This is a genomic window from Microbacterium sp. AK031 (assembly GCF_024807145.1).
GTDB lineage: Bacteria > Actinomycetota > Actinomycetes > Actinomycetales > Microbacteriaceae > Microbacterium.
On sequence record NZ_JANUCA010000004.1, the window covers coordinates 17,081 to 29,165 of the forward strand.

The 12,085-nt window shown below is 67.4% G+C and carries 11 protein-coding genes and 1 pseudogene; 6 read left to right on the top strand and 6 right to left on the bottom strand.

Annotated features, from left to right (window positions below; translation table 11 throughout):
* The first annotated feature begins 2 nt into the window (after positions 1–2).
* On the top strand, positions 3–1,118 hold the full coding sequence (locus HDC95_RS09440) for a sensor histidine kinase (protein WP_259063191.1): 1,116 nt from the start codon (positions 3–5) through the stop codon (positions 1,116–1,118).
* Between the two features lie 113 nt (positions 1,119–1,231).
* Here HDC95_RS09440 and HDC95_RS09445 read toward each other — a convergent pair whose 3' ends face one another.
* Positions 1,232–3,118 carry an acyltransferase family protein gene (locus HDC95_RS09445; protein WP_259063192.1) on the bottom strand — a complete coding sequence of 629 codons (1,887 nt, stop codon included), beginning with the start codon at positions 3,116–3,118 and terminating at the stop codon, positions 1,232–1,234.
* Between the two features lie 53 nt (positions 3,119–3,171).
* Between HDC95_RS09445 and truA the strand changes: the two genes are divergently transcribed.
* Positions 3,172–4,023 carry a tRNA pseudouridine(38-40) synthase TruA gene (gene truA / locus HDC95_RS09450; protein ID WP_259063193.1) on the top strand — a complete coding sequence of 284 codons (852 nt, stop codon included), beginning with the start codon at positions 3,172–3,174 and terminating at the stop codon, positions 4,021–4,023.
* 43 nt (positions 4,024–4,066) lie between these two features.
* Positions 4,067–4,735 (top strand): endonuclease/exonuclease/phosphatase family protein, encoded by a 669-nt coding sequence (locus HDC95_RS09455; RefSeq protein WP_259063194.1) that lies wholly within the window; start codon positions 4,067–4,069, stop codon positions 4,733–4,735.
* A gap of 81 nt (positions 4,736–4,816) precedes the next feature.
* On the opposite strand, the pseudogene HDC95_RS09460 reads toward HDC95_RS09455, so the two are convergent.
* The 3 genes and pseudogenes from HDC95_RS09460 to HDC95_RS09470 all read right to left on the bottom strand — a co-directional run bounded on the left by HDC95_RS09460 (position 4,817) and on the right by HDC95_RS09470 (position 7,250).
* A pseudogene (locus HDC95_RS09460) lies at positions 4,817–5,493 on the bottom strand (methionine ABC transporter permease).
* Positions 5,490–6,431 (bottom strand): methionine ABC transporter ATP-binding protein, encoded by a 942-nt coding sequence (locus tag HDC95_RS09465; RefSeq protein WP_259063195.1) that lies wholly within the window; start codon positions 6,429–6,431, stop codon positions 5,490–5,492. The pseudogene HDC95_RS09460 and the gene HDC95_RS09465 overlap by 4 nt, the downstream one beginning before the upstream one ends.
* 3 nt (positions 6,432–6,434) lie before the next feature.
* Positions 6,435–7,250 carry a MetQ/NlpA family ABC transporter substrate-binding protein gene (locus tag HDC95_RS09470; protein ID WP_396652692.1) on the bottom strand — a complete coding sequence of 272 codons (816 nt, stop codon included), beginning with the start codon at positions 7,248–7,250 and terminating at the stop codon, positions 6,435–6,437.
* Here HDC95_RS09470 and HDC95_RS09475 point away from each other — a divergent pair.
* Positions 7,182–7,985 (top strand): peptidase dimerization domain-containing protein, encoded by an 804-nt coding sequence (locus HDC95_RS09475; protein WP_396652690.1) that lies wholly within the window; start codon positions 7,182–7,184, stop codon positions 7,983–7,985. The genes HDC95_RS09470 and HDC95_RS09475 overlap by 69 nt on opposite strands.
* 50 nt (positions 7,986–8,035) lie before the next feature.
* Positions 8,036–10,129: a bifunctional lysylphosphatidylglycerol flippase/synthetase MprF gene (locus HDC95_RS09480; protein WP_259063199.1), complete on the top strand. Its 2,094-nt coding sequence runs from the start codon at positions 8,036–8,038 to the stop codon at positions 10,127–10,129.
* Between the two features lie 32 nt (positions 10,130–10,161).
* Here the strand turns inward: HDC95_RS09480 and HDC95_RS09485 are convergent, their stop codons facing one another.
* A complete protein-coding gene (locus tag HDC95_RS09485) occupies positions 10,162–10,533 on the bottom strand; it encodes a helix-turn-helix domain-containing protein (RefSeq protein WP_259063200.1) in 372 nt (123 codons plus the stop codon).
* Positions 10,534–10,627: 94 nt separating this feature from the next.
* Between HDC95_RS09485 and HDC95_RS09490 the strand changes: the two genes are divergently transcribed.
* Positions 10,628–11,482, top strand: coding sequence for an SDR family oxidoreductase (locus tag HDC95_RS09490; RefSeq protein WP_259063201.1), 855 nt, complete (start codon positions 10,628–10,630; stop codon positions 11,480–11,482).
* A gap of 26 nt (positions 11,483–11,508) precedes the next feature.
* On the opposite strand, the gene rraA is transcribed toward HDC95_RS09490, so the two are convergent.
* Positions 11,509–11,976 carry a ribonuclease E activity regulator RraA gene (rraA, locus tag HDC95_RS09495; RefSeq protein WP_259063202.1) on the bottom strand — a complete coding sequence of 156 codons (468 nt, stop codon included), beginning with the start codon at positions 11,974–11,976 and terminating at the stop codon, positions 11,509–11,511.
* Positions 11,977–12,085 lie beyond the last annotated feature (109 nt).

Below are 12,085 nucleotides of genomic sequence, written 5' to 3' on the forward strand. Positions count from 1 at the left end.
TAGTGCTGGCCGTAGGAGTACTCCTGTGCGTCGCGGTCGGGTTCATCCTGGCGAGCGGCGAGTTCGCGAGGTACGATCTTCTCGCGATCGCCCTTTATCTGGGCCTGGCCGCCTTCGCCTGGCACCCGATGACCGCGGCGTTCATCGTCATGTTCATCAGCAGTGTCGGTGTGGTCTTCACCGGCAGCGGCGGAGATCTCCTCGAGCTCGCCATCGCGCTCAGCCTGGTCGCCGCGACATGCGTCCCGTGGGTGATCGTCACGCATGCGGTCCTGCTGGGTGCGCTCACGGCGTATGTCGCCATCGACGGGGCGACTCTGACCGGCGGCGGAATCTTCGCCATCGCGGGCATCGCCGCGATCGCCTTCTTGGCTGGTCTGGCGTTCCGGCTGGTGGCTGCGAGGGAGATGACTCTTCTCGCGGAACGCGCTCGCGTCGTGGAAGACCTCGAGCTGATCGCCCGCGAAGAGCAGGAGAGGATCGCGGACGAGTTGCACGACGGCATCGCGCACGATCTCACTCTCATCCTGTTCCATGCCCGCGCGCTGCCCAAGCAGCCGGACGAGGCGTCCCGGCAGGTCTCGCTCTCCACGATCGAGGAGTCAGCCGAGCAGGCTCTTGAGAGCATCCAATCGCTGCTCTCGCTGATCAGGGATACGAAGACCGAGGCACCCGGAGCGCACCTGGGTCGTTACAACGGCCGGGTGCTGGAGGCGATCTCGTCCCTGGGGACGCTGCTCGAGGACGCGGGGATCCCGACGCGGGTGACGGCGCCGAACGATCCGCTCCAGATCTCGCCGCTGGCCGAACGCCTGCTCACCGAGATCGCGATCGAAGCAGTGACGAACATCATCAAGCACGCTCCCGACTCTCAGTCCGCGAGCATGGAGATCCAAATTCGACCGGGCGCCGTCGAACTCGTCGTGCAGAACGTCGCTTCCGCCGGCCCGCCGCGCTCGAAGGAAGACGGTGCATCCGGCGGCCGCGGTCTGAGTCGTGCGGGTCAACGCCTCGCGCAAAGCAACGGGCAGCTGGAATCGGGTCGCACGGTCGACGGCTGGATTCTTCGGGCGACGCTGCCCACCACTCTCCATCCGGGTTCAGCGACCCTGCGATAGCCGCCCGGGACCGCGCGATGCGGCACGCGCGACTCGCACCAGGAACGGCCGACTCACCCCGGGAACGGCCGACTCACCCCGGGAACGGCCGACTCACTCCGGGAACAGCCGACTCACTCCAGGAACGGAATGTGATGCGCACGCCCTGAGGGCGCCTGCTCCCGCTGCTGCTCGGCACGGATGCGGTCCTTCTCCACGCGCTCCAGAGCGGCCTCCACCGAATCGGCGAACACGTCTCCCCCGGCTTCGCCGGGGTGGATGTCGTCTTCGGCGAGCAGTTCGGTGTGCGGTGCGATGGCACCCGACCAGTCCGCGACCCACACCGAGCGGTGGCTGTCGGCGAAGTCATCGAGCTCGGCGTTGACACCGGGAATCCAATCGCGCGGCGCATGCGCGTTGACGAGGATCAGATTGCGATCCTTTCCCGCCACCTGCGACATCTGCTCGAGCACGCCCCAATCGACAGGGCCGTTCGTGCCCAATGCCACCACCACGTTCTCGCGCAGTTCTCCCCGCGAGGACAGGTCGCCCAGGATGTCGGGCCCCGCCCAGATCGAGCGCGAGACGTCGGCGTCGACCTCGATCCCGGGGAACTGCTCGTACAGTGACGGCGCGGATGCGAGCATCACCGAGTCGCCAACGGCCGTGATCTCGGTGCCGTCGGCGATCTCGATCTGCTCCGACTCCTCGTCGGGCTCATCGGGCGCCGCCTTCTCGGCATCCTTCATGGCCTGCTCCCCCGCGGCGATGGCCGCCGCCGCAGAAGTGGTGGGCGGGGCGGTCACGATCGCCGCGGCCGTTCCACCGACGGCGACGGCTCCGACAGCCAGCGCGGAAGCCCCTGCCAGACGCATCAACGGACGACCCGCGATCCGCAGCCACAGTGCGCGCGCAGCGCGCCGGAAACCGTACCGACGCAGCGGCTGCTCCACGAACCGGTACGACAGCGCCGCGGCTCCGACCGACAGCACGAGCGCCGCGGCACCGATCGCCACCGGAACCCCGGCCTCCGGCCCGGTCCGCTGCGTGCCGACCAAGGCCAGCACGAGCACCGGCCAGTGCCACAGGTAGATGCCGTACGACCGCTCTCCGACCCAGCGAAGCGGCGCGACGTCGAGGCCGCGTCCGAACCACGAGCCCGGCCATACCCCCGCGAAGATCGTGAGCGCCGTCCCCACGCACGCCATCACGAGCGCACCGGGGAAGGTCGCCGCATCCGGGGTCTCTGGCAACAGTGCGGCGACCAGCACTGCGCCCAGCCCGATGAGTCCGACCAGCAGCGAGCCGACCTGCGCACCGCGCCGCAGCATCCATGCTCTCTCCGGCATGTTCACGGTCGCGAGCGCGAGTGCGATTCCGAGCAGCAGGCCGAACGCGTGCGAATCGGTGCCGAAGTACGCACGCGTGACGTCGCCGCCGGCGACCAGTGCCGCCATCCACCACGCCGAGCCACCCGCCGCGATGAGCATGAGCGCGACGCGCGACCATCGCCCGGGGATCAGCAGCACGAGCGGAAGCAGCAGCGGCCACAGCACGTAGAACTGCTCTTCGACCGCGAGCGACCAGACGTTGCGGAAGAGCTCCGGCGCCGTCGCGGTGAAGTAGTCGCTGCCGCCTGCGATCGCGAGCCAGTTGTAGCTGAAGGTCGCAGCTCCCAGCACCTGCCGGCCCATGCCGACGAGCACGTCGCCGCCCAGCATCCACGCTGTCGTCGCACACACGGCGATCACCACGGCGAGCGCCGGCAGCAACCGGCGGGCGCGGCGGCGCCAGAAGTCGAGCAGGCGGCGCGGAGACGGAAGCGGCCCGTATCGCGAGGGACGCAGCAGCAGCGAGGTGATCAGGAACCCGCTGATCACGAAGAACACATCGACGCCGATGAAGCCCGACTGCACCGGCGACGACGGGAACAGGTGGTAGACCACCACGAGGATGACCGCCACCGCGCGGAGACCGTCGAGTCCCGCGAATCGCGTGGAAGGTGTCGTGGATAGCGTCATGATGAGGGGGCGTATCGGCTCGCGGCCAAAGGTTCCAGTCTAAGCTGGCCTTCGTGCGAATCCGGCTTGACATCGCCTATGACGGCACCCAGTTCCGCGGTTGGGCGAAGCAGCCGCGGCTGCGCACGGTACAGGGCACGCTCGAGGCCGCACTCGCGCGCATCGTCGGCTCCGACGTGCACTTCGTCGTCGCCGGGCGAACGGATGCCGGAGTGCACGCAGCCGGCCAGATCGCGCATGTCGAACTCGGTGACGAGCAATGGTCGCGCATAGTCACCAGGCACGGTCGCAGCGCGCATGATCCGGCGGGGTCCATCGCCGGACGCATCCGCGGAGTGCTCGGCGCCTACTCGGATGTCACGGTGCGTCGCTCGTCGCTCGCCCCGAAGGGATTCGACGCACGCTTCTCCGCCGTCTGGCGTCGATACCGCTACCGGCTCGCCGATGAGATCGCCGGCTACGATCCGGCCAGGCGCCTCGACACCACCAGCGTCCGCGGCGAGCTCGACGCGACGTCGATGGATGCCGCGGCGCGGACCCTGATCGGCCTGCATGACTTCGCCGCCTACTGCAAGCCTCGCGAGGGGGCGACGACGATCCGCACCCTCCTCGACTACCGCTGGCATCGCGACGCGGATGGAGTGCTGATCGCCGAGGTCAAAGCCGATGCGTTCTGCCACAGCATGGTGCGCGCGCTCGTCGGGGCGTGCGTGGCGGTCGGAGAGCAGCGCCTCGACGTGAGCGATCTCGTCGTGCTGCGCGACGCGCTCGAGCGCACCAGCGAGTTCAAGGTGTTCGCGGCCCGTGGGCTGACCCTGACCGAGGTCGGCTACCCCGCTGACGACCTGCTCGCCGTGCGCGCCGAGCAGACCCGCGCGCGACGCGACAGCGAAGATTCGGATTGATTGGAAACTCCGAGTGCGGAGGAACGCAGTAGCGTTGGCAGAGATGAAGGTGATCTCTTACAACCTGCGCAAGCATCGTGCGGCGACCGAACTCGCAGAGCTCATCACGGCGCACGAGCCGGACATCCTGTGCTTGCAGGAATGCGATGTCGCGGCGCTTCCCGACGAGATCGCGGGGCTCAAGTTCGCGCATGCGACGCAGGGCAACCGTCTCGGGTTGGCCCTCTACTACCGGATGAACACGTTCGAGCTCAAGAAGATGCGCGCGTTCGGGCTGAAGAAGTCGCTGCACGATCGCGTGCTGAAACCCGCCCACGAACGAGTGCTCGGTGCGCTCCTCCGGGACATCGACAACGGCCGCGAGCTGATCGTGGCGTCCTTCCACGCGGCGCCGCTCACGGCGCTGAACTCTCTGCGGCGCAACCAGATCCGCGCGGCGCTCACCGAGCTCGAGTCGATGGCTCCCGGCGTGCCGGTGCTCATGGTCGGCGACTACAACTATCCCGTGTTCAAAGAGAACCTCGGCCAGACGATCCGCGACCACGGTTACAGGCTGACGCTCAGCGATGACCGCACGTACACCCGCTACCGGGTGTTCAAGGGCCACTACGACTTCGCGACGTCGGACGGCTTCACGATCGACAGCATCCAGACCCTGCCGCAGCGATCGAGCGATCACCGTCCGATCCTGATCACGGCCGCGGTGAGCTAGCGCCGCTTCCCGTCGCGATTTCCGTCGCCCTCCGGTGATTCTGACGACAGAAATCGCGACGGGAACGGAAGCGCGACCCCGCTACCGCCGCAGCACCCGCTGCGCGAGCCAGTGCCGAAGATCTGCCCTACCTGCACGATCACGATGATGATCGCCACGGTGACCCAGGTCGCCTGCTGATCGAACTGGTTGTAGCCGTAGATGATCGCGAAGTTTCCCAGTCCGCCGCCACCGATGTACCCGGCCATCGCCGACATGTCGACCACCGCGATGAACATGAAGGTGTAGCCGAGGATCAGCGGCGCCAGTGCCTCGGGGATCACGACGCCGAACAGGATCGACAGCCGCTTCGCGCCGATCGCGAGCGCGGCCTCGACCACGCCAGGATCGACGGCGACGAGGTTCTGCTCGACGACACGTCCGATCACGACCGCAGCCATGATCGTCATCGGCACGATCGCCGCTTCGGTGCCGAGGGTCGTACCGGCGACGAGCTTCGTGACCGGGCCAACAGCAGTCAGGAAGATAATGAACGGGATGGGCCGGATGACGTTGATCACCAGGTTCATCACGTTGAAGACGATCCGGTTGCCGAACAGGTTGCCCGGCCGCGTGGCGTACAGCACCGCGCCGATCAGAAGCCCGGCGACGCCGCCGATCACGAGGGTGATGGCGACCATGTAGATGGTCTCCTGGATCGACTGCAGCAGCACCGGCGTCAGCGAATCCCAGTTCGCGAGTGGATGGATGCCGGTCATGCGACGCCCTCCGATCCGGATGACGATCCGGATGCCGGCACCTCTGCCGCGCCACGCAGCACCGTGACCTTCGTACGAGCCGACAACTCCCCTACCGCCTCGGCGACAGCATCCGCCCCCGCCTGCAGACGATACGTCAGGGTGCCCAGCTGCCGACCGCGGATGTCGGTGACCCCGCCGAAGACGACCGCGCGACGCACGCCGTGCTTCTCGAACACCTCGTCGATGTCTTCGCTGGTGAACTCGTTGACGTCGACGCTCACGAGCGTGCCGCCTCCGATGAGCAGCGCCTCCAGGGTGTCACCCGACGGCACGCCGGAGATCTGGTGGGTGATGACGACGATCGTGATGCCGAGTCGGCGATTGATCTCCTTGAGCAGCGCCAGCACCTCGCCGGTGGTCTGCGGATCGAGGGCGCTGGTGGCCTCATCCGCGAGCAGCAGCTCAGGATTCGCGGCGATCGCGCGGACGATGCCGACGCGTTGCTTCTGCCCGCCGGACAGCGCCCGCGGATATCGGCCCGCCTTGTCGCCGATGCCGACGAAGTCGAGCAGCTCGGCGACGCGCGGCCCGATGTCGGCACGCTTCCAGCCCGCGACCTTCAAGGGGTATGCGACGTTGCCGCGGACCGTGCGCGAATTGAAGAGGTTGAACTGCTGGAAAATCATGCCGATGCGCGCGCGCAGCCCCCGAAGCTCGGTCTCCGACGCACCTCCGACGTCGACTCCGAGTACGTTCACGGTGCCGCCGGTCGGCTTCTCCAGTCCGTTGATCAGGCGCACGAGCGTGGACTTGCCGGCTCCGGAGTAGCCGATGACGCCGACGATGGAGCCCCGCTGGACTTCAAGGTCGACGTCGTCGAGGGCGTCGACGACGGGCCCCCGCCGCGTTCCGGGGAACGCTTTGGACACCCGATCGAACGAGATGATGTCGGTCACCGGTTACTTCGCCGCGCGCAACTTGTCTTCGAGGCCGGTGAGTTCCTTCTGCAGGTCAGCGGCGGTCCAGTCGGCTTTGAACTGCAGGTTGCCCTGGTTCAACTCGGTGACGGCGTCTTCGACCTCGGTCGAGTGGTACGCCTCGATGAGCTTCTCCCAGCGCGGGTCGTCCTTGTCCTCGTCCTTCACGACGAAGGCGTTGATGTACGGCGCGAGCTCGGGGTTGTCGAGGTCTTCCTTGAAGATGATCAGGTCGTCGCCGAGTCCGCCCTTCTGGGCCTGGGTGTTGTTGACGATCGCGGCCTGGGCGCTGCCGTCCTTGAGCGCGGTGACCGTCTGGTTGGAGTCGACCGGCAGGATCTCGATCGTGCTGGAGGTGATGTCGGCCTCGGTCGAGAAGGCGTCGCCGCCGTCCTCGAGTTCGAGCAGACCTGCACGCTGCAGGTTCAGCAGGGCGCGGGCGAGGTTGGTGGGGTTGTTCGGCAGCGCGACGGTCGCGCCATCCGGGATCTCCTCGACGCTCTTGTACTGCTCGGAGTACAGCGCCAGCGGGTACACCGCGGTCGCGCCGACCGGCACGAGGGTGCCGCCGCTGTTCACATTGAAGTCGGAGAGGAAGATGAGGTGCTGGAACAGGTTGACGTCGAGCTCGCCGTCGTGCACGCCCTGGTTGAGCTGTACGGCATCCGTGATGGTGCGCACCTCGATCTCGATGCCGTCGTCTGCCAGCTTGTCCTTGAGGATCGTCCAGTGCTGTTCGGTACCGTCAGCGAGGTCGGCGGATTCTCGGTGCCGCTCGTCGAGGGACGTCGCGCATATCTGCTCGCGACGGCAGAAAAGGGCGTCGGCGGGCTCAGGCTCACTGCGCGCGGCGAGGCAGGGCATGCATCCAGGCCGCTGCTGAGCGACCCCGTGCCGCAGCTCGCCGGCGCCGTCTCGCGGATCGGCGCGCATCGGTTCCCGATCGTGCGCACTCCGGCGCTGGCAAGATTTCTGGAGGTGTTCGGCGAGGCGCGCGGCGTCGCCTTCACCGACGAGAATCTGGATGCCGACCTGGAGGACATCGGATTCGTCGGGCGGGTGATCGCCGCCGCCGCGCGGAACACGGCAGCGCCGACTGTGCTGCACGCCGGGGACAAGAGCAACATCATCCCCGGCAGCGCCGAGGCGACCGTCGACTTCCGGGCGCTTCCGGATGGTGAGGACGACCTGCTCGCCGAGGTCGCACGTCTGGCCGGAGAGACCGTGGAGGTGGAGCGGCTGCGGTCGATGCATCCGATCGCGGCGCCCATCGACGGCCCGTTCGTCGATGCGATCTACGCCGCTCTCACTGTGGAGGACCCGGACGGCGTCGTGGTGCCCTACCTGCTGCCGGCATCCGCCGACAACAAGCACTTCGCGCGCCTCGGCGTGCACGGGTACGGGTTCGTGCCGCTGCGCGTGCCGGACGATTTCGATGTGTACGGGCAGTTCCACTCGGCGGACGAGTGCGTGCCGGTCGAGAGCCTGTACTTCTGCGCGCGCGTGACGGCGGGGATCCTCGCGACGGCGTGACCTGCTGGTTGCCGTTGCCCCACACCTCGGCACGTCGATACCTTAAAGGCATGAGCAACGCCGAGGCACCGCAAGCGACTCGTTCGAAGACTCCCGCGATCCTCGGCTTAGCCCGCCGGATACCGGCGACACTCATCTTCGTGGCAGTGATCCTCATCGTCGGCGTCGTAGGGCAAGGGCTCTGGCGACCGTTCGCGGGCACTCCCCTGTTCGACGTCGTCGCCTACGGGCTGCCCGCGCTTGAGCAGGGCAGGTGGTGGACGCCGATCACCGGCACGTTCTTCGTGATCCAGCCGTGGGTGTACATCCCGACGATCCTCGGATTCTGGGGCATGGCCTACCTCGAGCATCGCCGCGGGTGGCGGGTCGCCCTGCTGTACTACTGGTTCGGGCAGCTGTTCGCAGTCTTCGGCGCCGCCCTGCTGCTCACGGGTGGTCGGGCACTGCCGTGGCCGTGGGCGCAGAACCTGGCGCAGACGCTCGACGTCGGCGCCTCCGGCGGAACCATGGCGTGCATCGCCGCGGCGATCGGGCTCTTCGCCGCACCATGGCGGCAGCGGGCGTGGTTCGTGGTGCTCGGCTTCGCCGCGATCAGTCTGCTGTATCTCGGAACCCTCGCCGATCTGGAGCATGCACTGGCCATCCTGCTCGTGCTGTCGATCGATCGCTCGCTGCGCGTGCAGCGCACGACGGTGCACGAGCAGCGCCTGCTCGCCGTGAGCATCGTCATCGCGCTCGGCGTCATCCAGCTCATCGTCATGCTCACTCCGACGAACGGTCCCTTCGGAGAGACCGACCTCTGGCTCGAGACGGCGCTGCCGGACGTGCTGTTCGACACCGCCGTGATCCTCCTGATCGCGTTCGGTCTGTGGCGCGGCAGGCGATGGGCGTGGATCATCGCCATCATCCTCGCCGCGATCAACATCCTGATCGGCGCGCTCGCCCTCGCACTGAGGGTCGCTTATCTGGTTGCGCCGGAGAGTGCCGTCGGATCCATCCGCGGTGACGTGGATGTCACGGTATCTGCCGGCATCCTCTGGTTCAGCTATCTGATCTTCCTCATCGCGACGCGCGCCTCGTTCCGGGTCTGGCGACGCGCCCGCACTCTGGGTGGCGGAGACGTCAGCGTCGACGAGGTGAAGCAGATCATCAAGAAGGACGGCGGCGGGACGCTGTCATGGATGACCACGTGGGACGGCATGGAGTACCTGCGCACCTCGTCGGGCGGCATCGTGCCGTTCCAGCTGCGCTCGGGGGCGGCTATCGCGCTCGCTGACCCGCTCGGCCCTCCCGAAGGGCACGGCGCTTCCGTCCTGGAATTCATCGCCGCCGCTGAGGCGCACGCCGTGACTCCCTGCTTCTTCAGCGCCTCCTCGCGAACGCGCGATCTGCTTCCGGAAGGGTGGCAGTCGCTCACTGTCGCGGACGACACGATCATCGACCTCGCCGGCCTCACCTTCCAGGGCAAGGCCTGGGCGAGGGTGCGTCAGTCGTTCAGCCGTGCCGAACGCGAGGGGATGACGTTCCGCCTGACGACTCTCGCCGAGGTCAGCTGGGGCACGCGGCAGCAGCTCAGGGCGATCTCCGAATCGTGGGTCGGCGACAAGGGCCTGCCCGAGATGCGCTTCACGCTCGGCACGCTGCACGAGGCAGAGGATCCCGAGGTGCGATTGGCGCTGGCCATCTCCCCGGACGGAGACGTCGACGGGCTGCTCAGCTGGCTTCCGGTGTACGGCGCCGGCGGACGGATCACCGGATGGACGCTCGATCTGATGCGGCGGCGCGACGGCGGCTTCGCCGCGGTGATGGAGTTCCTGATCGGCTCTTCCGCGAAGGCGTTCTCGGAGGAGGGCGCGGAGATCCTGTCGCTGTCCGGCGCACCGCTCGCGCACGAGTCGCCGGTGGACGAGGGCGTGATCGCCTCGCTGCTGTCGCGAATGGGCGGGATGCTGGAGCCGGTGTACGGATTCCGCTCGCTGCACCAGTTCAAGAAGAAGTTCAATCCCCGCTACGAGCCGATCTACCTGCTGTACCGCGATGAGGGCGATCTCGCGCGCATCGGCAGCGGCCTGACCAGGGCGTTCCTGCCCGATGCGACACTGCGTCAGCTCACCGCCGCCGGGGTCGATCTGATCCGGAGTTGACTGTCAGAGACCGTCCAGACCGGAGCGCGCCGTCAGGCGCCTTCGCGGCCCAGCATCCCGTCGGCGTTGTCGGCGACCCATGCGACCAGTGGCAGCATGCGCTCCATGAGGTCGACGCCGAGGGGCGTCAGGCTGTATTCGACGTGGGGCGGCACGGCAGGAAACGACTCGCGATGCACGAGGCCATCGTTCGCGAGCGTGCGCAGCGTTGAGGCGAGCATCTTCTCGCTGATGCCGTCGACCTCGCGGCGCAGTTCTCCCCAGCGGCGGGTGCCGTCGGACAGGCTCGACAGCACGAGCACACCCCACTTGCTCATGATGTGGTCGAGAACGACGCGCGTGCTGCAGCCGTCTTCGAAGACATTCGGAATGGTCTCCTTGATCTGCGCAAAACTAACCACCATGTAGGTACCTTACTTCAAAGTGGGTACCCATAGATCGGAAGGTTCTCGAACCGAGCCGAGTTGTCTCCGATGACCGCTCCACGAAAGGACCCCCATGACCATCCTCATCACCGGCGCCACCGGACAGCTCGGCCGCCTCGTCATCGACAGCCTCCTCACCCGCGGCGCCGACCCGCAGACGATCGTCGCCGGCGCCCGCAACCTGTCGAAGGCCGCAGATCTCGCTGCTCGCGGCATCCGTGTCGTGACGCTCGACTACGACGATGCGGCATCCGTCAGCGCCGCGCTCGACGGAGTCGACTCGGTGCTGCTCATCTCGGGCTCCGAGGTCGGCAAGCGCACGCCGCAGCACAAGGCGGTCATCGATGCGGCGAAGGCGGCCGGCGTCACCAAGCTCGTCTACACGAGCGCTCCCAAGGCCACCACGAGCGACCTCGTGCTCGCTCCCGAGCACAAGGCGACCGAGGAGCTGATCGCCGCGTCCGGCATCCCCGCCGTCATCCTCCGGAACAACTGGTACACCGAGAACTATGTGGAAAGCGTGTCCCAGGCTGCGTCGACGGGCGTGCTGGCCGCCAGCGCAGGAGACGGGAAGGTCGCTTCGGCCAGCCGACGTGACTTCGCGGATGCTGCTGCCGTCGTGCTGCTCGAAGACGGCCACATCGGCGAGGTGTACGAGCTCGGCGGCGACGTCGCCTGGGACTTCTCAGAGCTCGCTGCCGCGATCGCCGAGGTCGTCGGCCGACCGGTCGAGTACAAGGCGCTGTCTTCCGAGGAGCACGCGGCAGGGCTGGCCGCCGCCGGACTCGACGACGGAACGATCGGCTTCCTGACGACTCTGGACGCCGACATCCGCGGCGGTGCCCTCGCCGACACCGATGACACGCTCGCCCGTCTCATCGGACGCCCGACGACCCCGCTCTTGGAGGGCCTGCGCGCAGCCGTCTGAGTTTCCACTGCCGGGTCGGCGCGCGCTCAGCGCTCGACGAGGATGCCGTCCTCGTCGCTGTAGAGGTGCGCGCCGACCCGGAACAGCACTCCTCCGAACGAGACATCCACATCGACCTCGCCGGCGCCGAGCTTGGCACTCTTGCGCGGGTTCGTACCGAGCGCCTTCACGCCGAGATCCAGATCATCGATCGTGACGCTGTCACGGATGGCGCCGTGGATCACGACGCCGGCCCAGCCGTTCGCTACGGCGGACGCCGCGATCATGTCGCCCATCAGGGCAGTCTGCAGCGACCCGCCACCGTCGACCACGAGCACGGCGCCGTTGCCGGCCGTGGCGAGCATCGTCTTCACGAGCGCGTTGTCCTCGACGCAGCGGATCGTGCGGATCGGACCGTCGAACGCAGCCCGGCCGCCGAAGCTGCGCAGCTGGAGAGGGAGGGACTGGAGTTCTTCGCCGAACTCGTCGTAGAGGTCTGCGGTGGCTTTGGTCATGCGGTCATTGTGGCATAGCGAATCCACGCCGACCGAAGAGTGCGGAATACCCCCAGGGGGTACTCTGTTATGGTTGTGGAACGCCCGCGACGGCATCCGATCGAAAGGA

What these genes read in the sequence shown, in the direction of transcription:
- HDC95_RS09480 (WP_259063199.1), top strand. Translation starts at nt 8,036, where the DNA reads ATGAGCAACGCCGAGGCACCGCAAGCGACTCGTTCGAAGACTCCCGCG.
- HDC95_RS09445 (WP_259063192.1), bottom strand. Translation starts at nt 3,118, where the DNA reads ATGACGCTATCCACGACACCTTCCACGCGATTCGCGGGACTCGACGGT.
- HDC95_RS09455 (WP_259063194.1), top strand. Translation starts at nt 4,067, where the DNA reads ATGAAGGTGATCTCTTACAACCTGCGCAAGCATCGTGCGGCGACCGAA.
- HDC95_RS09485 (WP_259063200.1), bottom strand. Translation starts at nt 10,533, where the DNA reads ATGGTGGTTAGTTTTGCGCAGATCAAGGAGACCATTCCGAATGTCTTC.
- rraA (WP_259063202.1), bottom strand. Translation starts at nt 11,976, where the DNA reads ATGACCAAAGCCACCGCAGACCTCTACGACGAGTTCGGCGAAGAACTC.
- HDC95_RS09490 (WP_259063201.1), top strand. Translation starts at nt 10,628, where the DNA reads ATGACCATCCTCATCACCGGCGCCACCGGACAGCTCGGCCGCCTCGTC.